We start from the raw sequence: 23,946 nt of genomic DNA on the forward strand, positions 1-23,946 counted from the left end.
CAAATAATGGATATATCAGTAGTTATTCCGTTGTACAACGAAGCCGAGTCTCTACCGGAACTGGAAGCATGGATAGAGCGGGTGATGAAAGAACATAACTTTACTTACGAAATTATATTTGTAAACGACGGCAGTACGGACAATTCATGGGAAGTGATCGAGGGCTTACAGCAAAAGAATCCTTGTATCAGAGCCATCAAGTTCCGCCGCAATTACGGTAAATCACCCGGACTGCATTGCGGTTTCGAGCGTGCCCAGGGAGATGTCGTCATCACCATGGATGCCGACCTCCAGGACAGTCCGGACGAAATCCCGGAACTCTTCCGCATGATCACGGAAGACGGATACGACCTCGTTTCAGGATGGAAAAAGAAACGGTACGACCCGTTATCCAAGACGATTCCGACAAAGCTATTCAATGCCACGGCCCGCAAATTCTCCGGCATAGACAACCTGCACGATTTCAATTGCGGCCTGAAGGCTTACAAAAATGTCGTTATCAAAAATATCGAAGTGTACAACGATATGCACCGGTATATTCCGTACCTGGCAAAGATTGCCGGTTTCCATAAGATCGGTGAAAAAGTCGTACAGCATCAGGCGCGCAAATACGGAACAACCAAATTCGGACTGAACCGTTTTGTCAACGGCTATTTGGATTTGATCACATTATGGTTTACTTCCAAATTCGGAAAAAAGCCGATGCATTTCTTCGGTCTATGGGGAAGCGTGATGTTCTTTATCGGTTTCATCGCATTGGTATTCGTATTAAGCATGAAACTGATCTCCATGTTCTCCGGCGATTTACGTCCGTTGGTAACAAACTCTCCATATTTCTATATATCGCTTACTGCGATGATCCTCGGAACGCAAATGTTCTTAGCCGGATTCATCGGCGAGTTGATTTCCAGGAATTCATCCAATAGAAACAACTATAAGATAGAATCAGAAATATGAGTACACCCGGGGTGGAAACTTTTTAATTTATGTCAATTATAGAAATAGTGTTACTAGCCATCGGATTATCGATGGATAGTTTGGCCGTGTCCGTAACCGGCGGAGCAGTAATCCGGAATTGCACCGTATGCAATATGGTTAAGATCGGCTCTTTTATGGGTATCACACAGGCCACAATGACAGTTCTGGGCTATCTGGCCGGTGTCGGATTCCAGAAATACATTACAGCCTTCGACCACTGGATCGCTTTCGTCCTGTTGCTTTACTTGGGAGGTAAAATGATATACGACAGTACGCAGGAAGAAGATGAGGACTGCAAAACAAATCCGCTCTGCAACAAAACATTGTTCGGGCTGTCCATAGCAACAAGCATCGACGCACTGGCTATCGGTATCTCGCTAGCTATCCTGAAATCGGATATCATCATCCAGGCTTCCCTGATCGGAATCATCACATTCCTTATGTCTGTTTCAGGCGTTTATTTCGGAAGTCGTTTCGGACGTAAGGTGGATTTGAAACTCGACCTGATCGGCGGACTGATACTGATCGGTATCGGAACAAAAATATTGATAGAACACCTGTTCTTCTGCTAATAAAATAAGTATATATGAAAAGTCAGGAATTACGTAAATTGGCACCGGAACTCGATTCACTCCGCCTCGGTAGTGGTTGGAGCATTGAAGATCTCAGCAAACCGCAAATCATCGTTGAGAGCAGTTACGGACACAGCCACCCCGGGAGTGCCCATCTGAACAAGCTGGTGGAAGAAGCCGGCAAAGGTATCAGCGATGCCGGAGGACGGGCTGCCAATTACTACGTCACTGACATTTGCGACGGCGAAGCACAGGGCCACGACGGAATGAACTATTCGCTCGTATCCCGCGATATCATGGCAGCCATGATGGAGATACACGTAAAAGCAACGCCTTTCGATGCGGGAATATTCATTACCAGTTGCGACAAATCGGTCCCTGCCCACCTGATGGCTATCGCCCGGCTGAACATGCCGGCCCTGCTCCTGCCGGGAGGTATTATGAAAGCCGGTCCCAACCTGCTGACTTTAGAACAAATCGGAACATACAGTGCACAATACGAACGGAAAGAGATAAGCGAAGAACAATTCCTCGCTTATAAAAAAGACGCCTGCCCGGCTTGTGGAGCCTGTTCATTTATGGGAACAGCCTCGACAATGCAGGTAATGGCCGAAGCGCTAGGCATCGCACTGCCGGGTTCGTCCTTGATCCCTACGCACGTACATTATATAAAAGAGATATCCCGGTATGCCGGCCAGCGTTCCGTTGAATTAGGGAAAGAAGAGTTACTGCCTTCTGATATCCTGACAATCGACGCTTTCAGAAATGCTATCATGGTGCATGCCGCGATAGCCGGCTCCAGCAACAGCCTGCTACATCTGCCGGCCATTGCGCATGAACTAGGCATCGACCTTCCGCCTGAATTATTTGATGAAATCCATCGCCAAATTCCTTTTTTACTGAATATCCGTCCAAGCGGATTCTGGCCGGGCGAATATTTCTGGTATGCCGGCGGCGTTCCCGCCATTATGGAAGAACTGAAAGACGTGCTTAACCTGGACGTCCGGACAGTAACCGGAAAAAGCCTGGGAGAAAATCTTGAAACACTCCGCACAAACGGATTTTATGAAGGATGCCGCAAATACTTGTCCCCGCTTGGAGTAAAAGTCAGCGACATTATCAAACCGTTTAAAAGTCCGATCCGGAAACAAGGAGCGATTGCCATATTAAAAGGGAATCTCGCCCCGGAAGGAGCCGTTGTCAAACATGCCGCCATCTCCCCCAACCTGATGCAGGCAACATTGACGGCCCGTGTATTCGACAGCGAAGAAAAAGCATTGCAGGCTATATTGCAGAAAAATATCCATCCGGGAGAAGCTGTCTTTATTCGTTACGAAGGTCCGAAAGGCAGCGGAATGCCGGAAATGTTTTACACGACCGAAGCCATCGCCTCCGACCCGGAACTGGCAGAAAGCATTGCCCTCATTACCGACGGACGTTTTTCCGGAGCCACCCGCGGCCCGGCCATCGGACACGTCTCGCCGGAAGCATACGACGGCGGTCCTATCGCCCTGGTTGAAGACAATGACCTGATCCGTATCGACATACCTGCCCGTAAGCTCGAGATCATCGGAACCAACGGCTTCCAACAATCACCGGAGGAAATAGACCGGATTCTGTCGGAGCGTCGTAAACAATGGACACAGCCTGTATCCCGCCATAGCCGCGGTATCCTGGATATTTTTACACGCAACTGCGCATCTCCCATGAAAGGGGCTTATATGGAAAACAAAAAGGCTTGACAACTGACATTGATTGAATTACAATAAATTTTAGTATCTTTGCTGCGCTAAAATTTAAAGAGATGTACAAGAAGATCATTCTGGCGGCCGGTTTATGGATACTTATGTTCACTGCCTGTACAAAACAGAAACAATATTTCGAAGAAAGCGGTTCCGTTTTTCATACTATCTATCATATTAAATATGAAGGTTCTGAAATACTGACAAAAAAGATTGATGCCGAATTTCAAAAGTTCAATCTTTCGTTAAACCCGTTCAATCCGAACTCTATCATATCAAAAGTGAACCGGAATGAGCCGGTCGAAGTAGATGACTGGTTCATCGAGGTGTTCAACAGGGCGAAAGAAGTGTCCGACCATTCGGAAGGCATTTTCGATATCACCTGTGCTCCTCTGGTCAATCTCTGGGGATTCGGTTTCAGCAAAATGGACAGTGTGACCCCTCAAATGATCGACAGTATCAAGCAATTTGTCGGTTATCAGAAAATCAGACTGGACGGACGGAAAGTCGTAAAAGACGATTCCCGCATCCTGCTGAATTGCTCCGCAATCGCCAAAGGATATGCAAGCGATGTCATAGCACGTCTGCTTGAACGTGAAGGCATTGAAAATTACATGGTCGAAATTGGTGGCGAAGTAACGATGAAAGGCGTCAACCAGAACGGGAAATGCTGGCGCATAGGAATCAATAAACCGGAAGACGATTCAACCGGAGTAAAAAACGATATAGAAGAAGTAGTCCAGTTATGCAAAAAAGGAGGCGTTGCCACATCCGGCAACTACCGTAACTACTACGTCAAAGATGGAAAAAAGTACGCTCATACGATTGACCCGCGTACCGGATACCCATCCGAACAAAGCATATTAAGCGCAACAATTGTAGCTGAAGATTGTATCACCGCCGATGCTTATGCGACAGCCTTCATGGCGATGGGGCTGGAAAAAGCACGCGAAGCGGCAAAAAATATTCCCGGTATTGAATATTATGTAATCTACTCCGATGAAAACGGTAAACATCAGATAGAATACTCTACCGGTATGCTTCAATATCTGCCAAACAGGCCGATTGAAGCAATGCTGAACGAGTAGCAATTTTTTATGAAGAATTTTATTAATCAATTTGAATGCAAAGAAGTAAAAGCCGGTGAAGTAGTATATGACACAGAACAAATGGGAAACATATTACTTTTTGTCACTACAGGCAAACTTCTCATCTGTTCGAAAACGGCAACCCCGGTAGTAGAAGTCGATGAAGGGTATTTCGTTTTATTACCTACGGAAAAACGTCATATCATAACGGCTATCACAGATGCACAGACAGTACTCATGCATGCGGGAACTTTATCCACAATGATCACGGAAGATCCGGAGTGGAATCCGGAACGCCCGGTCGTTCTACCAACTTTCCCGTCATTAGCAAAAACACTATTTTTGCTTGAATCCTATCAGAAAGAAAAAAGGTCTAATATAAATTAGACCTTTATTTACTTTCAGTATTTTCTCCTTTTAAAACTTCTTGATCAGGAACGATGGATTGATCCGAAAATAAATCCCTGCCGAAAAACTGGTAGCGCTGCCGGATTTACCGACTTCACCAGCACCCGGTCCAAACTTATCGACAGACAGATGCTGATATACATCCACATCTACCCCCAAGGAAAAACCTTTCCCAAAACTCTTTGAGTATTCCAACCCCAGATAAACCATATTTTGCCCGTCAAAAGAAACATCTTCATCCGATGTCGATACCGCCCCATAAAACGGACTGCCGAACATGGAGATGAATTTATTACTGTTCCAATAAGATGTTTTCACCCTAAAATCGTAAATATCCGCAGATGCCCGAACATAAAAACCGGAGCCGCTGCCATATGGCCATAACTTACCGGCCTGCTGATAATAACCAGCGACATCAAATTCAAGATTTACATTCCGGAATATCGGATTACCTGTGTTCCAAACCGTACCGACTCCCACAGCGCCATTCATCAAAGTCTGTACAGAGTTAGTAAATATCGTATCGATCTCCCCTCCCCGATGTTGGGCCAATCCCTGCACCGGTGCATAAAAATGAAAACGCGCATCCGGATCATTCAGTTTATAACGCCCCGACAACCCGACAGTAAAAGCCTCCTGATGCGTATCTTCCCGGAAAATAAAACTTTCCCAGTTCACCCAAACATCCAGATCAAACCTGCGGGAGTCATACAACAACTGAAGTCCGGCTTCCGGATCAGCCGTCAGGTTCAACTCCGGATTATATAAAGGTTCGATCAGGTTATGATTAGCACCACCATAAATATCGCCAAGAACAATATTCACATGATCGGACAAAGCCATCTGCGCCCGAAAAAAAGGAAGGACATGGAAACCATGCTGATACTGGTCGCCTTTCCATTCGGCAATATCCTGATAAGCCAGGCTCGGATATTTCTTTGCCCCCCAATAACGGAGCATATGCACCCCCAACTCAAGTTTTATATTACCCAGCGGATAAAAAACAGCCTTCGGTTGTATCCAGAATCCCGGCAAAGAATATCCTTTCATAATCGAACCGGTATATTCATTATCTTTAAAGAAACTTATATTATCCAGCTCGACAGATAATTGCCCTTTCTTTTCCGGATCGATCCGATGGTCCGACTTAAACACCCGGTCGGAAATTTGTGCCCGGACCGGACATACAACAAATAGATTTGCAATCAGAAAGCAGAGACCCGGCAGAAGCAGACGGGCAGATTTCAAGGGAAGAGTTTTCATTTATTTCAAAATTTGCAGCAAACGTAAGAAATTATTAGCAATAAAAAAAGGGATACGGATGTTTAACTTCCGTACCCCTTCTCTTATACTATTTGTTAAAACTAACTCAACGTCTTGGAGTAGCTTCTTTAACAACCATCTGACGGCCTTCGTATTCAGCACCGTTCAATTCATTGATTGCATTTCTTGCTTCGCTTTCATTTGTAAATTCTGCGAATGCAAAACCTTTTGATCTGTTAGTGTCGCGATCAATGATCAACTTTACTGATTCTACAACTCCATACTCTTCTAAAACCTGCTGTAAGTCAGATTCTCTAACCCGATAGTTCAGGTTACCAATGTAAATATTCATACAAAAATGATATAAAATAATTAATAAAAAAACTGTAACAAATAATCTTGGAAAGGTCCATTACTACAAAATAAATTCACTTGTTGAATATTACATCGGAGATAAAAGAGCAATTTCTGAAAACTATGTTGTTCACATGCCACAAAGGAAAGTATTTTTATTCGATAAACAACTATATTCGTCAAAATTATTTGTGAAACCAATCTATTTTTATAGTTTTGTAACAAAATAGTTCAAGAGATAGATATTTTTTATCTCACGCACAACTCAAAAAAACAAGCCTTTAGTACGAAGAGAATAGTACTTTTGTACAGAAAGACTGGCAAGTTATTGGAAAATATAGTATTTTTGACCAATTATATCGCATATTTATCCTTTTTAATTCAATTAAGAAGGCCTAAATTTGCACAATTATTTTTGAACTTAAATTGACATGGAAAAAATCGAAGTAAAAGAAGCTAAAGGGAAACTTGGCATTCTCGTTGTGGGTGTAGGTGGAGCAGTATCAACCACCATGATTACAGGTACTCTGGCTGCTCGTAAAGGAGTAGCGAAACCAATCGGCTCAATCGCCCAGATGGCGACTATGCGGTTGGAAAGCGGAGAAGAGAAAGCAATCAAAGACATTGTGCCTTTGGCTGATCTGAACGATATTGTATTCGGCGGTTGGGATATATTCCCCGATAATGCATACGAAGCTGCCATGTATGCTGAAGTATTAAAGGAAAAAGACCTGAACAATGTGAAAGAAGAATTGCAGGCCATCAAACCGATGCCGGCTGCATTCGATCACAACTGGGCTAAACGCTTAAACGGAACGCACATCAAACAGGCTGCCACCCGTTGGGAAATGGTAGAACAACTGCGCCAGGACATCCGCGATTTCAAGGCTGCCAACAACTGCGAACGTATCGCCGTTTTATGGGCTGCAAGTACTGAAATCTACATTCCTCTGTCAGATGAACACATGTCGCTTGCCGCATTGGAAAAAGCGATGAAGGAAAACAATACGGAAGCTGTTTCCCCGAGTATGTGTTATGCTTACGCTGCTATCGCAGAAGGCGCTCCGTTCATTATGGGTGCTCCTAACCTGTGTGTAGACACGCCGGCTATGTGGGAATTCTCCAAACAGATGAATGTACCTATCTCCGGAAAGGACTTCAAGAGCGGACAGACATTAATGAAGACTGTACTGGCTCCGATGTTCAAAACACGTATGCTGGGTGTAAGCGGCTGGTTCTCCACCAACATCTTAGGAAACCGCGACGGCGAAGTATTGGATGATCCTGCAAACTTCAAGACAAAAGAAGTTAGCAAACTGTCAGTGATCGACAATATCTTCGAACCTGAAAAATATCCGGACCTTTATGGTGACGTATATCATAAGGTACGTATCAACTATTATCCTCCCCGCAAGGATAATAAGGAAGCATGGGACAACATCGACATCTTCGGATGGATGGGCTATCCGATGGAAATCAAGGTAAACTTCCTTTGCCGTGACTCTATCCTCGCCGCTCCTATCGCTCTCGACCTGGTATTGTTCAGCGACTTGGCTATGCGTGCCGGTATGTCCGGTATCCAGACTTGGTTGTCATTCTTCTGCAAGAGCCCGATGCACGATTTCGAACACCAGCCTGTTCACGACCTGTTCCAGCAATGGAGAATGGTTAAACAGACTTTGCGTGATATGATCGGAGAAAAAGCACCTAGCTATCTGGATTAATACACACATATAAAAAGACTTCTTCTATCCGTCCAAAAACGATTTTTTCCTCGGATAGAAGAATTTCTTTTTCATATATCAATCATCTTAATTCAATTAGTTTCTGACAAATATGGATTATGCAATCATTGCAGCTGGCGAGGGTTCCCGCTTGGTGCAAGAAGGAGTAAAATGGCCCAAACCACTGGTACAACTAAACGGTACGGCGTTAATTGATCGTTTAATCAATGTTTTTCTGAAAAACGATGCGTCATCTATCAGTATTATTGTAAATGAAGAAATGACGGAAGTGCAGGAACACTTGCGGAATCTGGAACTGCCTGTTCCTTTTTATCTGCTGGTTAAATCCACGCCCAGTTCCATGCATAGCTTTTATGAGCTCAGCCACCATCTGGACAGCGATCATATCTGCCTGACAACCGTCGACACGATTTTCAAAGAAGAAGAATTCGGCGGATACATCCAGGCGTTCCTGAAAGAAAGTCAATTGGACGGGTTAATGGCAGTAACTGATTTTATAGATGACGAAAAACCTTTATACGTAGATACAGACAACGATTTAGTAATCCGGGGCTTTCTGGATAAACAAGGAGAACCGGCATGTTCTTATATCTCCGGCGGTATTTACTGCCTGCGGCGCTCCGGACTGAAAGTTCTGAATAATGCAATCGGACAAGGCATGTCACGTATGCGCAACTACCAACGGCAGCTATTGCTGAAGGATTAAAACTGAGGCTTATCCATTCAGCAAAATCGTAGACGTCGATCATGCCGAAGATATCAAAAAGGCCGAAGATTTTTTAAACAGTTGATAGTTGACAAGTGACAACTAAATAAAAAAGTAATGAGTAAACTAACAATAGCAGGCATCCGCCGGGAAAATCAATTTTCCCCCAACCATATCGGTAACGATGCCGCCATCTTCTCTCTGACCGTTCAACATCTGCGCGATCTGGGATGTGAAGTAAACGAATACATAGAATCAGATCTGATAATCCATAACTTTGAAGAGACAGCCATCTTCAATATGGTCAGAAACTGGACTTCTATCCATAAACTACAGCAGATGGAAGATCAGGGTTATACCGTTATCAACTCCGGCTATGGAATAGAAAACTGTACGCGCGAGAAAATGACCCGCCTGTTAATGTCGAACAACATCTCCCATCCGGCCAGCTTGATCCTTCCCACCGATGAAGACCCGACAGCCGCACTGGAAAATGCCGGATTTTATAACTGCTGGATCAAACGAGGCGACTTTCACGCCATCCACCGGGAAGATGTCACCTACGTCAGGAATCCGGAAGAAGCCAATACAATCCTGAAAGAATACGCTATCCGCGGAATCAAGACTGCCGTAGTCAACGAACACCTGGTAGGCGACCTAGTTAAGTTCTATGGCGTGACCGGAACTGATTTCTTTTATTGGTTCTACCCCTCCAACCAACATCACAGTAAATTCGGGCTGGAACAGATAAACGGAACGGCCAAAGGCATTCCGTTTGACGATTCAAAGTTGCAGCAACTTTGCAGCCAGGCGGCAGAAGTACTGAACATTCATATTTACGGTGGTGACTGTATTATTTCAGATGACGGATCGATCCGGCTGATCGACTTCAATGACTGGCCCAGTTTTGCTCCCTGCCGGGACGAAGCTGCTCCCCTGATTGCCCGCCGCATCTATAATTTAATCAGCAAGTAATGGAAGAAACTAAAAAGAAACCCGATATAGAGTCTACACTCAAATCCCTGGATACCGAAGAGTTCATCGATATCCACTTCTATCGCCCGATCGGTTATCGTTGGGCGTTATTCTTCAATAAGCTGGGAGTATCCCCCAATGCAATTACCGTAGCCAGTATATTTATAGGTATTGCAGCCGGCATTTGTTTCTATTACCAGAGCCTGACAATAAATATCATCGGTATGTTATTGCTTATCTGGGCAAACTCATACGACAGTGCCGACGGACAGCTGGCTCGCATGACCGGTAAGAAAACACCATTGGGCCGTATTCTGGACGGAACAGCCGGTGACTGCTGGTTTATTGCTATCTATGCCGCCATCTGCCTTCGGTTGACACCGGAATGGGGTATCTGGATCTGGATATTTGCTGCTATCACCGGATTTTTCCATAGCAAACAAGCCGCCATGGCTGATTATTACCGGAATATCCACCTGTTATTCCTGAAAGGAAAAGCCGGAAGCGAACTCTCCCACTCTCCCGCCCTGAAAGAGAAATATAAGACGATGAGTTGGAAAAAAGATTTTATCTACAAACTTTTTGAAACATTTTATATCAACTATACCGTCGGGCAGGAAGCATTGTCGCCGAAGTTTCAGAAAATGATGAACATCATCCGGACCAAGTATCACGACGAAGCTCCGGAATGGTTCCGGAAAGCCTTCCGTGAAAAGAGCCTTCCGATGATGAAATACACGAATATGCTGTCATTCAACACCCGTGTCATTGCTTTATTCGTCAGTCTTTTCATCGATATGCCCTGGCTGTATTTCGTATTTGAAATGACGGTATTGAATATCATGCTGGCATATATGATCGCAACACACGAACGTTTCTGTGCCCAATTCACTAAAGAACTCGAATCAAAATCATAAATATATGTTCGAATCAGACAAGATAAAAGGAATCATATTCGATTATGGCGGTACCATCGACAGCAATGGCATGCACTGGGCCGAAGTGATCTGGATGGCTTACCAGGCCGAAGAAGTACCGGTAAGCAAAGAGATCTTCCGGAATGCCTATGTGCACGGCGAACGGACGTTAGGTAAAAATCCGATCGTAAAGCCCCATCACACTTTCCTCGATATGCTGCGCCTAAAAACAGACATACAGATCGAATGGCTCAAAGCCGGCGATTTTATCCCCGAAGCGTATGCCACTCCCGGATTAAAACAGCGGCTGGCCGACTGGTGCTATGCTTATGCACGGAAGTCGATCGACGCAGCTCGTCCCATACTGGAGGCATTGTCTCAAAAATACCCGCTGGTACTGGTCTCCAATTTCTACGGGAACATCGAATCCGTACTAAAAGATTTTCATCTGGATACTTATTTTAAATCGATTGTCGAATCAGCAGTTGTCGGTATCCGCAAACCCGATCCGGCTATATTCGGGTTAGGTGTAAAAGAATTATCATTGCCGGCAGAAACGATCGTCGTAATCGGAGATTCTCACGATAAAGACATTATCCCCGCTACGTCTATCGGCTGCAAAACAATCTGGCTGAAAAGTATCGGCTGGAGCGATTACCGGGGAGATGAATCAGCCGACCTGGTTATTACCGATTTCACAGAACTGGAACAGGCATTCAGCCTATAGACTTTCTGACCATCAATAATTCAATAGAAACCTTTCCTAAAATAAATGTTGCCCTATCTTTGCAAACAAAAAAGATAGGGCTTTATTATGATAAAGAAATATGCGTTATTACTATTCGCACTACTCACATCGTGTGATCTGATAGATTACCATCCGTATGACGGAAGAATCACGAACAAAGAGGATAAAGATATCAATGAAACGAATATTTTTAAAATCCGGAACGCCTGCCAAGATAAAGACACCATCCGTTTTATCTTTACAGGCGACACCCAGCGCTGGCTGGATGAAACGAATGACTTCGTGAAACATGTCAACCAACGGGACTCTATCGATTTTGTCATTCACGGAGGTGACCTGACCGATTTTGGTATCAAAAAAGAATATATCTGGCAACATTCAATTTTATCCAAGCTAAAAATACCCTATGTTGCCCTGATCGGCAATCATGATATTATCGGCAACGGGGAATTGGTATACGAGGATATGTACGGTCCTAAAAACTTCTCGTTCAGCGTCGGCCCCTCACAGTATTATGGCGGAGGTGGTGCAATCCGTTTCATCTGCCTGAATACGAATGCGCTTGAATACGATTACTCCATTCCTGTACCCGATTTCTCCTTTATAAAGAGTGAACTGAACGGTACAACAGAAGATGATAAATGCACGATCTTTGTTATGCATGTGCCGCCCGGAAGCGAGCAATTCAATAACAATGTGGCAGATATCTTCCAGGAAAAGATACGGGAATTTCCCAATCCTCTTTTCTGCCTGCATGCCCACGATCATAACTTTGCCGCCCGCGATCTGTTCGATGACGGAATCATTTATTATTGCTGCGACAATATTGGCAAACGTACTTATTTACTCTTTACCGTAACACCTGATGACTACTCATATGAAATCGTTAAATTTTAAATTACTACTGCTGCTCCTAACCTTGCTTTTTCCGTTTTATACAAATGCTCAGGACAGTATCCCTGCCCCGACTTTGTATGACAGACATATAGAAAGATACACTTCACTATGGGAAAATCTTATCCCCCGGTACAGTAAAATACAATTTGCCGGCTCCATGGGTATGTTCTCTTTCGGGATCGGATGGGACTACTACCGCCATCACTGGGAAACAGACCTTCTCTTCGGGTTTGTTCCAAAAACCACCCGTAACCTGAATGCAGAAAGTTCAAAAAAACGTCACACTATGGCAACATTTACGGCAAAGCAGAATTATATCCCCTGGAGAGTTCCTTTGCATAAAAACATTGATTTTGAACCGTTAACGACAGGGTTATACATTAACACCCTGCTTGACAGAGATTTTTGGGTACAAAGCCCTGACAAATATCCTAAAGGCTATTACTTCTTTTCAACAAGAGTACGGACCCACATTTTTCTTGGCGAACGTGTCACCTTTAAATTCAATAATCCGGGAAGATGGCATAAATCAGTCACGCTGTTTTACGAACTCAGTTCATGCGATCTGTATATCCTAAACAAATTCGGGAACAAATATCTGAAGCCTAAAGACTATCTCAGCCTGTCATTTGGCTGAAGTTTCAAATATTGTGATAAGAAATATTACACTTCCATAAGAGATTACTCATCACTACATTATAATAAATACAAATATTTGTTATGCTACAGACTGCATATATTATTTTTAACCACTAACCACACACCTATTATTGTATTATTTAACACATAAAAACAGTCTTTCCCAAACGCCAAAACAAAAGTTTCAACCGCCTTTCATAACATACAATAACAAACTATAAATCATAGATATACAAGCAAAAATCGTGACTAAAAAAAACGATCGTTTATTTTAGTCACCGCAAAGGTAGGCATTTTATTCATATCTACAACAAAGAAAAAATATATAGATTTTAATTTTCAAAACTTATATAGAAAATGCTTCAATTGTTAAAACAAACAGAGTAATGACTAGTTAAAACGATCGTTTTTTTTAGTCATTTTTCGTTAGCACACACATGTGACTGACGAACTTTGTTATGTCCAATAACTAGTATTAATGTAATGGCTTACCTACTTATTACTTTATCGTTATTCATATCAATAATCCTTTCAAGGCTTATTATTCCGCGTATTCTGGTAATTGCACACCGAAAAAAACTGTTCGATATACCTGATGAACGAAAAGTCCATAGTGGAATAATTCCTCGATTGGGTGGTGTTTCATTTGTTCCCACCATCCTGTTTTCGTTAGCCTTTGTCACCGGATTAAGGTATATTGTTGGGCTTGAAATAGCCATTGACAAGCTTAATTTCATAATTCCCGATTTTACTTCATGGTCTGTGGTCTGATGTTATTGTATTTATCAGGCATAAAAGACGATTTGGTAGGACTACGCTATCGAAGCAAATTCATCATACAGACCATAGTCGCCTGCTTCATTCCTCTGTCAGGCCTGTGGATCAACAACCTGTACGGCCTTTTCGGTATCCACGAACTTACACCCTGGCTAGGCATCCCCTTCACTATCTTCCTAACCGTATTCATTGTCAATGCCATTAATCTGATAGACGGTATTGACGGTCTGGCATCAGGGCTAAGTAGCATATCGTTGCTCGCACTCGGTAGCCTGTACATCTATTACGAGCAATGGGTCTATGCCATGTTTGCTTTTTCCACATTGGGGGTATTGCTTCCCTTTTTCTATTATAATGTATTCGGTCAGGCCGACCGTTGCAAAAAAATATTCATGGGCGATACCGGTAGCCTGACATTAGGCTACATACTTGCCTTTTTAGCTATCGCTTATACCAACAACAATTCCGAAAGAGCTCCTTATACCGAAGGAGCCATCGTCGTTGCCTTTTCAACATTAATTGTCCCCATATTCGATGTATTCCGGGTCATATTGGTACGTGCCCGAAATCACAAAGGGTTATTCAATGCAGACAGGAACCATATACATCATAAATTTTTGGATATGGGGTTTAGTTCTCGCAAAGCAATGATCAGCATATTGACGATGGCATTGTCTTTCAGTGTCATCAATATGACATTAATATCCTATGTAAATAACAATGTTTTGTTCATAATGGATATCGTTGTTTGGGTTGGGTTGAATGTGTGGTTTGATAAGATCAGAGATAAAAGATTTATAGAGTTAAATAAATAATATATGAATATAGCAATTGTAGGGACTGGATATGTAGGACTAGTCTCTGGAGCTTGTTTTTCAGAGATGGGAATTGATGTCACATGTGTAGACATCGATGAAAACAAAATAGCGAAGTTACTCAATGGCGAGATGCCTATCTATGAACCGGGCTTGGATGATTTGGTTGCACGTAATGTAAAAGCCGGCCGCCTTCATTTTACAACAGATTTGACATCCTGTTTGGATAAGGTAGAAGTAGTCTTTAGTGCGGTAGGAACACCTCCGGACGAAGATGGAAGTGCAGACTTGAAGTATGTGTTGGAAGTTGCCCGCACAGTTGGACGTCATATAACAAACATGTTGTATTAGTCACGAAGAGCACGGTACCTGTTGGTACGGCAAAAAAAGTTCGTGCAGCGGTGCAGGAAGAGTTGGATAAACGTGGGGTTGATATAGAATTTGATGTTGCTTCTAATCCTGAATTCCTGAAGGAGGGAGCGGCTATAAAAGATTTCATGACACCGGATCGTGTGGTAGTAGGTGTTGAAAGCGAACGGGCAAGGAAAATGATGGAGAGATTATATCGTCCTTTCACACTAAATGGCTATCCCATCCTGATCATGGATGTCCCTTCAGCTGAAATGACCAAATATGCTGCCAATGCCATGCTGGCAACCCGTATCAGTTTCATGAATGATATAGCCAATCTTTGCGAACGTGTTGGAGCGAATGTAGATTATGTGCGTAAAGGCATGGGAACGGATTCCCGTATCGGCAGCCGGTTCCTGTATGCCGGTTGTGGATATGGCGGTTCCTGTTTTCCCAAGGATGTGAAAGCCTTGGTGCATACAGGAATAGAAAACGGATATCACATGCGTGTTATAGAAGCTGTGGAAGAGGTAAATGAAGAGCAAAAGAATATTGTATTTGATAAATTGAATAGAGCTTTTAATGGAGATCTGAGAGGAAAGACTATTGCTATGTGGGGATTGTCTTTTAAACCTGAAACAGACGATATGCGCGAAGCTCCTGCATTGGTTGTGATTGACAAGCTCCTGAAAGCAGGTGCTGTGATTAATGTATTCGATCCTATAGCCATGGATGAAACAAAGCGCAGGATAGGCAATGTAGTTACCTATTGTAAAGATATGTATGAAGCAGTGATTGATGCAGATGCTATTGCTTTGATGACGGAATGGAAACAATTCCGTATGCCCAGTTGGGCGATCATCCGTAAAGCCATGAAGAATCATGTGGTGGTGGATGGACGAAACATCTACGATGGCGAGGAATTGAAAGAGTTAGGTTTCACTTATTCGAGGATCGGACAAAAATGAAACGGATATTAGTAACGGGTGGAGCCGGTTTTCTCGGCTCCCATCTATGCGAACGCTTGGTGAAAGAAGGTAATGACGTGATTTGCCTGGATAATTATTTCACCGGCAGTAAGGAAAATATTCGTCACCTGTTGCAGTATGACAACTTTGAGTTGGTTCGTCACGATGTAACTTCTCCTTATTATGCCGAGGTCGATGAGATCTATAACCTGGCTTGTCCTGCATCACCGCCCCATTATCAATATAATGCCATCAAGACAATGAAAACCTCCATTTACGGAGCCATGAACATGTTGGGATTGGCAAAACGGACCAAGGCAAAGATTCTCCAGGCATCGACCAGCGAAGTGTATGGAGATCCGGCTATTCATCCGCAGGTCGAGTCTTATTGGGGAAATGTGAACCCGATCGGTATCCGTAGCTGTTATGATGAAGGCAAACGCGCAGCCGAGACTTTGTTTATGGATTATCATCGTCAGAACGGTGTACGGATTAAAATCATCCGCATTTTCAATACTTATGGACCGAGAATGAATGCGAACGACGGACGTGTCGTTTCCAACTTCATCGTACAAGCGTTAAAAGGGGAAGATATCACCATCTATGGAGATGGAACCCAAACCCGGAGTTTCCAATATGTAGACGATTTGATTGAAGCCATGATCCGCATGATGGCCACTGGTGACGACTTCATCGGCCCTGTCAATACAGGAAACCCGGGCGAGTTCACCATGCTGGAACTGGCAGAGAAGGTGATCGAATTGACTCATTCGAAGTCAAAGATTGTTTATTGCCCGTTACCGGGTGACGATCCGAAACAGCGTAAACCGGATATTACGTTGGCGAAAGAAAAACTGGACTGGGAACCCAAGATAAGGCTTGACGAAGGGTTGAGGAAGACAATTGAATATTTTAGGGAATTTTGACACAACTTCGTAATCGGATATTGGACTCGTAATCAAAAGTATATGAAGGAGGATCGCCATGCCGAAGTATTATGATTTTATGGTGCCCTTTCAAAGGGGGATGCCCTAAATCGAGTACTTACGCTTGGAGCATTAAACTGTTCACATGACTCCCAGAGCAAGGCATAAAAATACGCCTCCCAAAAAGACTAAGTTTCTTTATTTTATTTGTACCTTTGCTTATCATAAGATTTAAAGTAATAGCGAAGATGGATGTGGAAACATTGAATGTAAAGAGTTTTGGACCCATTCAAGACATTCAGGTCTCCTTGGGAGATTTGACACTACTGGTTGGACCGCAAGCCAGTGGGAAAAGTTTGTTTTTGGAATTATTTAAGTTGGTAAACGACCATGCGCACATTCTGTCTACGTTGCGTAAGTATAACTATATCTTAAGCAAAAGCGACAGCAAACCTTTCTTGGAAAATTACTTTGGGGAAGGAATGTCTTCGCTGGTAACAGAAAAGACATCCATCGAATATAAAAACGAAACCTTTGACTTAAAAAAATTATTAGTGTCTAAGAATTCCTCTGCTAGTGAGTCTGTCTTTTATGTGCCTGCGCAGCGTATATTAAGCATTTCAGATGGTAGAGCCAAGAACTTTATGGAATTCGACATTTCTACGCCTTATGTACTGCGGATATTCAGCGAGACTCTGCGTGTATTTGTGCAAGGGGGGTTAGGTAATCCTGAAATAATTTTCCCTATGCGCACACGATTGAAAGGAGAGTTGAAGAAATCGATTAATGAAACGATTTTTCATGATGCACAAGTTGTAATTGACCAAAGTTCAGGGCAACGAAAAATGAAATTGCAGGTAGGAGATGCGAGGTTGCCTTTTATGACTTGGAGTGCAGGACAAAAAGAATTCATGCCCTTACTGTTAGCTATCTATTGTTTGTCGGGACCTCCTACACAGGTGTTGAAAAAGGAGGACTATAAATGGGTGATTATAGAGGAACCGGAAATGGGACTTCATCCACGTGCCATAGGAACAATCATTTTAGAGATAATAGAACTGATGAAAGCCGGTTACAAATTGATTGTCTCTACACATTCATCTATCCTGTTGGAATTCGTATGGGTCGTACAAAACCTGCGGCAACTCGAAATTGGACAGTTCAAACAGGCAATGTGCGAATTGTTCTCAATAAGGGAGAACACTACAGTTGCCTCCTTGTTCGAGCAATTGAAAGAAAAAGATGTACGTGCGTTCTATTTTTCGCAGAAAGGGTATCGGGGTGTCGTTTCTACAGATATTACCTCTTTGGATTTATTTAGTGACAATGTGGACATCTCGGAATGGGGAGGTTTGTCTTCTTTCTCAGGGAAGGCTTCTGAAATAGTTAGCAAATATGGCGCGTAAAAAGACAAACAAACAGTCGTTTGAAGAAGCGATAAAGGCAACAAACGATATTGCGTCGGGATTTCGTGTCGGTCTGCAAGCGTTGGGGGCTAATTCATCGGTAATAAAAGCAAAAAACAATCGGAACATAAATGGGAGTGTAGATATAGATGCAACGACAAATTCTCTTTATCCACAAGCTTCTCGTTGGGATTATACGGTAGGTTATGAAGAATATGCCTACTTTGTAGAAGTTCACCCAGCCAATACCAGCAATATAAATGAAATGATTCATAAAAAGGAATGGCTGGAGAATTGGTTGAATATTCATGCTCCTGAATTGGAGAAGATAAAAGCTAAAGCACCTTATTATTGGGTGCCATCAGGAAGAGTGGCTATTTTGAAAACGTCTCTCAATTTCGGAAAATAGCATTGAACCATATACTTATCGCGAATAAAGTGGAATTGGGATAAAACAGGAGTGGTAAGTATTTAATTGGGCTATAATAAAGTCTGTACTTTTTAATAAAAATGGTGGCATCTCAACAATTGGAACGTAAGCAGTCAAAAAAAGGCTATTAATAGAAAGGTATATCTTTGCAGCCAACCAATTTATGTGTCAGCAATGGTCTACATTTATCCCAAAAGAATTTAAGCTACCAGGATTTAGTTCGGATGGTAGAGAAATTGGAGAGTTCATATTGAGTGTTACCGGTCTCAATCTAGTGCACTGAAAAGTGCCCTTTCAAAGGGTTATGCCCTAAATTGAGTGCTAACAGACAATTGAATATTTTAGGGAGAAATGTTTGTGGTAAAAGAGGAAATCTCTATATTTGCTTATTGATAAATAAAGTGAATTATGAAAGCAACGGTTGTTCCCCCAATGAATATACCCAATATGGATACCTATTGGAGTATTCTTAAAAACTTGAGTTCGGATATGAAATTAGAGTTAATATCCCGGCTTTCTAATTCATTGTTAAGCAAAGATCAATCCATTGATGATGATTGGGTCTTTCAATTTGCCGGAGAGTGGAAAGATTCCCGTTCTGCAGAGTCGATCATCGAGGATATTCGAAATTCTCGAACACACTGATAAACATTGTACCCTTTACAAATTCTATTGAGTTTTATGCTCAAGAAAAGAATAGGCTTCGTTAGGTATATCTATAGAAGATTTTGATTTGCTAATAGGTTCCGCAGCTTGTAGTAGCAACTTAATCTTGGTAACAGATAATGTAAAGCATTTTGCAAATATAAAAGGGTTGACTATTGAAAATTGGGTAAAACGATAGTCCCTTACTTTTTTTATCAAATTACATGAGTAATTCAATAAAGCAGCAAGCCGTAAAAGGCGTGATGTGGAGTGCTGTTGAACGGTTTTCCGTGCAAGGGATACAGTTTGTGTTGACTATTATCATAGCTCGTTTGGTATTGCCATCCGATTATGGATTGATAGCTATGCTAGGAATCTTTTTGGCTATTGCCCAAGTGTTTGTGGATAGTGGTTTCTCCAATGCTTTGATACAAAAAAAAAATCGTACGGAAACAGATTTTTCTACGGTTTTCTATTTCAATATCTTTATTTCGATAGTTTCTTATTTGCTTCTGTATTTTAGTGCTCCTTATATAGCGTCTTTCTATAAGGAACCTGATTTATCTCCGGTAACACGTTGGATAGGATTGAACATTATCATAGCTGGTTTTTCTGTTGTCCAACGAGCTAAATTAACAATCAATGTCGACTTTAAAAGACAAGCTAAAGCCTCTTTGACTGCCGTATTGATTAGTGGAATAATAGGAATTTTATTGGCATATAAGAGTTGGGGTGTATGGGCATTGGTAGTTCAGAGTTTATCGAATAGTCTGTTAAATACATTACTATTGTGGATATTTGCCAGATGGGTTCCTAAATGGGTATTTTCAAGAGAATCGTTTAATACATTATTTTCTTTTGGTTCCAAATTACTTTTGTCCGGATTATTACATACCATTTATATAAACCTGTATAGCTTGGTGATAGGACGGCGATATACTTCCATGGATGTAGGCTTTTATAACAGGGCTTGTCAATTTTCCGGTTTTCCTTCTATTAATATCGTAACTATCATCAATAGGGTATTTTTTCCACTTCTATGCGAAATACAAGATGACAACGAACATCTTAAAATCTCATTTATTAGGTATCTACGAATGTCTTGCTTTATTGTATTCCCGTTAATGATTATCATGGCGGTTTTATCCAAGCCATTCATTTTATTTTTGCTGACAGAGAAATGGCTTCCGGCTGCTGAATTACTTTCCATATTGTGTTTTGCTTATATGTGGTACCCAGTCATGGTTGTCAATAATCAGATATTGAATGTAAAAGGACGTTCAGATTATTTTTTTTTATGCAGAGATACTCAAGAAAGTGATAGCGATTGCTATACTGTTTATTACTTTACCCTTTGGAGTACGTATGCTATGTTGGGGAATTGTTGTGTACAATTTCTTTGATATGGTAATTATTATCTATTTTTCAAAGAAGGTTGTATTTGTGAACTATTGGGAGCAAATATATAATATAATACCTTTATTCTTTGTCTCATTAGTAACTGGAGGTATGGTTTATTTAAGTATACAATTTTTTGATGGAAACTTATTGGGAGAATTGGCGATTGGAGCTTTATAGGCTTATTGGTTTACATATTATTCTGTCTTATTTTTAGAATACGTGAAATAGATCAAATAGTATTGACGATAAAAAGTTTATATAGAATGAAAAAATAACCTTATCCATGTTGATATACAATGTGGCTTTGTGTGTGGAATGTACAATACACCTAGTTATACCTATATTACGGAAGCTTTGTATCATTATCGAAGCCAAGGACAAGGTGTGACAACTTATGCAAAGCAAAAATTCCGAATTGAAATGCAATGTATAGCCTATGACTGGATTACAAATTTTCTACATCAGAAATATGGACTACGTTATGAAACAGATTTGAATGTTGCTAAATTATTAATTAAGTTTGGTTGGTGTAGATTTGGTCTTATTCCTGAATTTTAGAACGTATGGCCCGAAGCTAACCGTGGTTTTCTGCTGAAACAGCTTCCATTACCTATTAAAAAGAAAATTTTAGTGGAACTGGCATTGTCTCATCAAAAGTGGCTTTTCAATACACTTATCAGAGTATATAATTTGATAAAAAAAAGAAATAAATAATGGATGATAAGATTCACATTCTATTAGCAATAACCGACTCTTATACGACTTATTGTGCCGTCACCTTAGTTTCTATATTCGAAAATAATAAGGGTAGTTGTTTTTGCGTACATATCATTTGTGCGGACTTAACGTCGAATAATAAGAGGCGGTTGATGAGTTTGGTTGATCAATATAGGCAAGAATTAGATTTAATCTATCCCGATTTAGAAAAATTCCAAGCGATTGTAGACGTAAAAGACCGGATGCCCAATAAATATCATGTTTCTACATATTACCGTCTTTTTGCGTCTGAATGGCTGCCAAAGTACATGGATCGAGTTATTTATTTGGATTGTGATTTAATTGTTACAGGGAATGTACAGCATTTGTGGAATATTCATTTAGATGATAACACCGCTTTGTGTGCAACCCATGATTTTGTACGCATCAATGATTATCACCGGTTAAGGATTTACAAAGAAAAGCACACTTATTTTAATGCGGGTGTATTGTTGATAAACCTTGATTATTGGAGAAAACACGAAGTGAGAAAACAATGTGTAGACTACATCTACACATATCCGGAACGTATTTTTATAGCAGATCAAGACGCCTTAAATGCCGTGTCTGTAGGAAAAGTAAAATATCTGCACCCAAAGTACAACACGATGAGTTTCCTTTTTGCAAAGGAAGAATATCTAAGTGTGCGCGTTTGGTATGATGACATGGAAGCTATCCGTGAAGCCGTAAAGAATCCGGTAGTCGTTCACTTTGCCGGAGAGAAACCTTGGTTTAAGGGCGATTATTTACCTTATCGTGATGAGTGGATGAAATATCTTAACATAACAGAATGGAAAGGCATGCGGATTGGATATAAAGGAGGGTGGATAGGCCGATGTAAACAATTCACACAAAAACTGATGTTTTATATTTTAAGTAAGATGGGAAATACTTCCCGTCTAAGATATCCGGTATCACCATACAATAAATAAAATGTTATTTTGGTTTATATTTATACTTGTAGTATTCTTTTGTTTAGGCGAATTTAATTTGAATGGACGTTGGAATCGTCCGTTAATGCAAGGTCTTGGGATTAGCATAATAATGCTTGTTGCTGCACTAAGGTTTGATGTAGGTTATGACTATATGTCTTATTATCAGGGAATATTATCCTATGATCTGGATTTTGAACCTCTTAGCCTATTGTTATTCTTGATAGGGACAGATTCGATCACAAGCTATCCACCTTTATCATTCATGATAATAGCCGTGTTAATTTACAGCTTTATATTTTCTACATTGCGTAAATATTCCGTAAATTTTTTCATCGCTTCGATGGTCTACATCTGCATATTTTATTTGCCATCGTTGAACACCATACGCCAATCTTTAGCTGTGGCTATTAGTTTTTGGGGAATCCGTTATGTATATCAAAAGAAACCATTCCAGTATATGATAGTTTGTATATTTGCTGCGCTATTCCACTCTTCTGCTTTAGTTTCGATTATTATTTATCCCTTGTATCGTTTCGTATCCCCCCAATATTTACCTATAATTATTATAATGATAATATTATGCTTCCAGTTAGCATTGGAAACTTTTGTAGATATTGGTTATTATGCGCGTGTAAGTAATAAATTACTAGAGCTGTCAGAAGATCAAGCCAATGAAGGAGGAGGAAGTTATTCCCGATTTGCTATGGTAATTGTTATACTAACAATGTATATTTTGGCATGGTTCAAAAGAAAAAATAAAAATATAGATTACCGATTATTATCTATCTCTGCCATTGGCTGCGTTTTTCCATTTATCATAGGAAGCCATATGGGCAGTCGTATCTCTGAATACTTTTTAATAAATTTGTGTTTGGTCATTCCAGAAGTATTATGTGCATATAAAGTACATTTTCGAATGATATCAGTAATAGTGTTCATGTGCTATTTTATACTTTTGATTGCAGTGGGTAGAGACCAGAAAAGAGCCCCATTCTTCCCATATCAAACAGTGTTCAGTATTCAGGATGTAAAACATCCGGTATTTAGACAACCGTAAAATTTCCAGTTATGAATAAATTAAGAATCTTATACGACCTGATCATGGGCCTTTATTTCAAATCCAAAGCATGGATATGTATCACTTGTAATATAAAGCCTAAAATATCTAAGATAAAAGCTGAAAATACAATTGTATCATTAACTAGTTATGGAGATCGTTTATCAAGATGTGCTCCATATGCTATCTATTCGATGTTTACCCAAAACGTAACGCCAGAAAAAATAACATTGTGGATTGACAAATACAAATGGAACGATAGTAATATTCCATTTTCCATTAGACGTATGAAAGGTTGGGGTATATTAGAAATCAATTATTGTGAAGATATTCGATCATATACAAAGTTATTGCCAGCATTACAAAAATATTCGGAGAAAATTATCATAACCATTGATGATGATTTGTATTATTCCAAATCATTTATAAAAGAATTATATGAGCCAT

General features: G+C 41.0%; 20 protein-coding genes and 4 pseudogenes. 22 read left to right on the forward strand and 2 right to left on the reverse strand.

Translation table 11 applies throughout. The annotated features are described in order from the left end of the window. The first annotated feature begins 6 nt into the window (after positions 1–6). The 5 genes from DXA15_RS13570 to DXA15_RS13590 all read left to right on the forward strand — a co-directional run bounded on the left by DXA15_RS13570 (position 7) and on the right by DXA15_RS13590 (position 4,767). Positions 7–957, forward strand: a complete 951-nt coding sequence (locus DXA15_RS13570; RefSeq protein WP_128134379.1) for a glycosyltransferase family 2 protein — start codon at positions 7–9, stop codon at positions 955–957. Positions 958–986: 29 nt separating this feature from the next. Then, the gene (locus DXA15_RS13575) at positions 987–1,550 is read left to right on the forward strand and encodes a manganese efflux pump MntP family protein (RefSeq protein ID WP_128134380.1); all 564 of its coding nucleotides are present in this window, start codon (positions 987–989) and stop codon (positions 1,548–1,550) included. 14 nt (positions 1,551–1,564) lie between these two features. Further along, positions 1,565–3,292 (forward strand): dihydroxy-acid dehydratase, encoded by a 1,728-nt coding sequence (gene ilvD, locus DXA15_RS13580; protein WP_128134381.1) that lies wholly within the window; start codon positions 1,565–1,567, stop codon positions 3,290–3,292. A gap of 62 nt (positions 3,293–3,354) precedes the next feature. Next, positions 3,355–4,380, forward strand: a complete 1,026-nt coding sequence (locus DXA15_RS13585; RefSeq protein WP_128134382.1) for an FAD:protein FMN transferase — start codon at positions 3,355–3,357, stop codon at positions 4,378–4,380. A 9-nt stretch (positions 4,381–4,389) separates the two neighbouring features. After that, positions 4,390–4,767, forward strand: coding sequence for a hypothetical protein (locus DXA15_RS13590; protein WP_007652871.1), 378 nt, complete (start codon positions 4,390–4,392; stop codon positions 4,765–4,767). Positions 4,768–4,797: 30 nt separating this feature from the next. Here DXA15_RS13590 and DXA15_RS13595 read toward each other — a convergent pair whose 3' ends face one another. Together DXA15_RS13595 and DXA15_RS13600 are read right to left on the reverse strand one after the other, a co-directional pair. Next, positions 4,798–6,051: a hypothetical protein gene (locus DXA15_RS13595; protein WP_128134383.1), complete on the reverse strand. Its 1,254-nt coding sequence runs from the start codon at positions 6,049–6,051 to the stop codon at positions 4,798–4,800. A gap of 106 nt (positions 6,052–6,157) precedes the next feature. Then, on the reverse strand, positions 6,158–6,403 hold the full coding sequence (locus DXA15_RS13600; protein ID WP_007652869.1) for an RNA-binding protein: 246 nt from the start codon (positions 6,401–6,403) through the stop codon (positions 6,158–6,160). A gap of 433 nt (positions 6,404–6,836) precedes the next feature. Here DXA15_RS13600 and DXA15_RS13605 point away from each other — a divergent pair, with 433 nt between their 5' ends. From DXA15_RS13605 to DXA15_RS13690, 17 genes and pseudogenes are all read left to right on the forward strand, one after another. Further along, entirely contained in the window at positions 6,837–8,129 is a 1,293-nt protein-coding gene (locus DXA15_RS13605; RefSeq protein WP_007652868.1) for an inositol-3-phosphate synthase, read from the forward strand. Positions 8,130–8,241: 112 nt separating this feature from the next. Continuing rightward, positions 8,242–8,941, forward strand: a pseudogene (locus tag DXA15_RS13610) (NTP transferase domain-containing protein). Between the two features lie 32 nt (positions 8,942–8,973). Next, complete coding sequence (locus tag DXA15_RS13615) at positions 8,974–9,831, forward strand: hypothetical protein (RefSeq protein WP_128134384.1); 858 nt, start codon at positions 8,974–8,976, stop codon at positions 9,829–9,831. After that, positions 9,831–10,748 (forward strand): CDP-alcohol phosphatidyltransferase family protein, encoded by a 918-nt coding sequence (locus DXA15_RS13620; protein WP_128134385.1) that lies wholly within the window; start codon positions 9,831–9,833, stop codon positions 10,746–10,748. The genes DXA15_RS13615 and DXA15_RS13620 overlap by 1 nt, the downstream gene beginning before the upstream one ends. Before the next feature lie 4 nt (positions 10,749–10,752). Continuing rightward, complete coding sequence (locus DXA15_RS13625; protein ID WP_128134386.1) at positions 10,753–11,475, forward strand: HAD family hydrolase; 723 nt, start codon at positions 10,753–10,755, stop codon at positions 11,473–11,475. Between the two features lie 87 nt (positions 11,476–11,562). Continuing rightward, positions 11,563–12,393, forward strand: coding sequence for a metallophosphoesterase (locus DXA15_RS13630; RefSeq protein ID WP_128134387.1), 831 nt, complete (start codon positions 11,563–11,565; stop codon positions 12,391–12,393). After that, positions 12,374–13,030 carry a hypothetical protein gene (locus tag DXA15_RS13635; protein WP_233567268.1) on the forward strand — a complete coding sequence of 219 codons (657 nt, stop codon included), beginning with the start codon at positions 12,374–12,376 and terminating at the stop codon, positions 13,028–13,030. Before DXA15_RS13630 ends, DXA15_RS13635 begins: the two co-directional genes overlap by 20 nt. Before the next feature lie 485 nt (positions 13,031–13,515). Continuing rightward, positions 13,516–14,624 (forward strand): annotated as a pseudogene (locus DXA15_RS13640) (MraY family glycosyltransferase). A 3-nt stretch (positions 14,625–14,627) separates the two neighbouring features. Continuing rightward, positions 14,628–15,943: pseudogene (locus DXA15_RS13645) on the forward strand (UDP-glucose/GDP-mannose dehydrogenase family protein). Beyond that, a complete protein-coding gene (locus DXA15_RS13650; protein WP_128134389.1) occupies positions 15,940–16,869 on the forward strand; it encodes a UDP-glucuronic acid decarboxylase family protein in 930 nt (309 codons plus the stop codon). Before DXA15_RS13645 ends, DXA15_RS13650 begins: the two are co-directional and overlap by 4 nt. Positions 16,870–17,117: 248 nt before the next feature. Further along, on the forward strand, positions 17,118–18,275 hold the full coding sequence (locus DXA15_RS13655) for an AAA family ATPase (protein ID WP_128134390.1): 1,158 nt from the start codon (positions 17,118–17,120) through the stop codon (positions 18,273–18,275). Further along, the gene (locus tag DXA15_RS13660) at positions 18,265–18,684 is read left to right on the forward strand and encodes a hypothetical protein (protein ID WP_128134391.1); all 420 of its coding nucleotides are present in this window, start codon (positions 18,265–18,267) and stop codon (positions 18,682–18,684) included. The genes DXA15_RS13655 and DXA15_RS13660 overlap by 11 nt, the downstream gene beginning before the upstream one ends. A gap of 429 nt (positions 18,685–19,113) precedes the next feature. Continuing rightward, positions 19,114–19,350, forward strand: coding sequence for a hypothetical protein (locus tag DXA15_RS13665; RefSeq protein ID WP_128134392.1), 237 nt, complete (start codon positions 19,114–19,116; stop codon positions 19,348–19,350). 224 nt (positions 19,351–19,574) lie between these two features. Beyond that, positions 19,575–20,753 carry a lipopolysaccharide biosynthesis protein gene (locus DXA15_RS13675; RefSeq protein WP_233567269.1) on the forward strand — a complete coding sequence of 393 codons (1,179 nt, stop codon included), beginning with the start codon at positions 19,575–19,577 and terminating at the stop codon, positions 20,751–20,753. A gap of 711 nt (positions 20,754–21,464) precedes the next feature. Continuing rightward, positions 21,465–22,439 carry a glycosyltransferase family 8 protein gene (locus DXA15_RS13680; protein ID WP_128134393.1) on the forward strand — a complete coding sequence of 325 codons (975 nt, stop codon included), beginning with the start codon at positions 21,465–21,467 and terminating at the stop codon, positions 22,437–22,439. A gap of 1 nt (position 22,440) precedes the next feature. After that, entirely contained in the window at positions 22,441–23,499 is a 1,059-nt protein-coding gene (locus DXA15_RS13685; protein ID WP_128134394.1) for an EpsG family protein, read from the forward strand. 11 nt (positions 23,500–23,510) lie between these two features. Then, positions 23,511–23,946, forward strand: a pseudogene (locus DXA15_RS13690) (glycosyltransferase family 2 protein); the annotation flags it as partial.

This window comes from Parabacteroides sp. AM58-2XD (assembly GCF_003463685.1).
Classification (GTDB): domain Bacteria; phylum Bacteroidota; class Bacteroidia; order Bacteroidales; family Tannerellaceae; genus Parabacteroides; species Parabacteroides segnis.

Coding starts and splice junctions, on each gene's coding strand:
- DXA15_RS13585 (WP_128134382.1), top strand. CDS start 3,355: ATGTACAAGAAGATCATTCTGGCGGCCGGTTTATGGATACTTATGTTC.
- DXA15_RS13665 (WP_128134392.1), top strand. CDS start 19,114: ATGAAAGCAACGGTTGTTCCCCCAATGAATATACCCAATATGGATACC.
- DXA15_RS13615 (WP_128134384.1), top strand. CDS start 8,974: ATGAGTAAACTAACAATAGCAGGCATCCGCCGGGAAAATCAATTTTCC.
- DXA15_RS13660 (WP_128134391.1), top strand. CDS start 18,265: ATGGCGCGTAAAAAGACAAACAAACAGTCGTTTGAAGAAGCGATAAAG.
- DXA15_RS13605 (WP_007652868.1), top strand. CDS start 6,837: ATGGAAAAAATCGAAGTAAAAGAAGCTAAAGGGAAACTTGGCATTCTC.
- DXA15_RS13680 (WP_128134393.1), top strand. CDS start 21,465: ATGGATGATAAGATTCACATTCTATTAGCAATAACCGACTCTTATACG.
- DXA15_RS13600 (WP_007652869.1), bottom strand. CDS start 6,403: ATGAATATTTACATTGGTAACCTGAACTATCGGGTTAGAGAATCTGAC.
- DXA15_RS13630 (WP_128134387.1), top strand. CDS start 11,563: ATGATAAAGAAATATGCGTTATTACTATTCGCACTACTCACATCGTGT.
- DXA15_RS13685 (WP_128134394.1), top strand. CDS start 22,441: ATGTTATTTTGGTTTATATTTATACTTGTAGTATTCTTTTGTTTAGGC.
- DXA15_RS13620 (WP_128134385.1), top strand. CDS start 9,831: ATGGAAGAAACTAAAAAGAAACCCGATATAGAGTCTACACTCAAATCC.
- DXA15_RS13570 (WP_128134379.1), top strand. CDS start 7: ATGGATATATCAGTAGTTATTCCGTTGTACAACGAAGCCGAGTCTCTA.
- DXA15_RS13575 (WP_128134380.1), top strand. CDS start 987: ATGTCAATTATAGAAATAGTGTTACTAGCCATCGGATTATCGATGGAT.
- DXA15_RS13655 (WP_128134390.1), top strand. CDS start 17,118: ATGGATGTGGAAACATTGAATGTAAAGAGTTTTGGACCCATTCAAGAC.
- DXA15_RS13590 (WP_007652871.1), top strand. CDS start 4,390: ATGAAGAATTTTATTAATCAATTTGAATGCAAAGAAGTAAAAGCCGGT.
- DXA15_RS13635 (WP_233567268.1), top strand. CDS start 12,374: ATGAAATCGTTAAATTTTAAATTACTACTGCTGCTCCTAACCTTGCTT.
- ilvD (WP_128134381.1), top strand. CDS start 1,565: ATGAAAAGTCAGGAATTACGTAAATTGGCACCGGAACTCGATTCACTC.
- DXA15_RS13625 (WP_128134386.1), top strand. CDS start 10,753: ATGTTCGAATCAGACAAGATAAAAGGAATCATATTCGATTATGGCGGT.
- DXA15_RS13650 (WP_128134389.1), top strand. CDS start 15,940: ATGAAACGGATATTAGTAACGGGTGGAGCCGGTTTTCTCGGCTCCCAT.
- DXA15_RS13675 (WP_233567269.1), top strand. CDS start 19,575: ATGAGTAATTCAATAAAGCAGCAAGCCGTAAAAGGCGTGATGTGGAGT.
- DXA15_RS13595 (WP_128134383.1), bottom strand. CDS start 6,051: ATGAAAACTCTTCCCTTGAAATCTGCCCGTCTGCTTCTGCCGGGTCTC.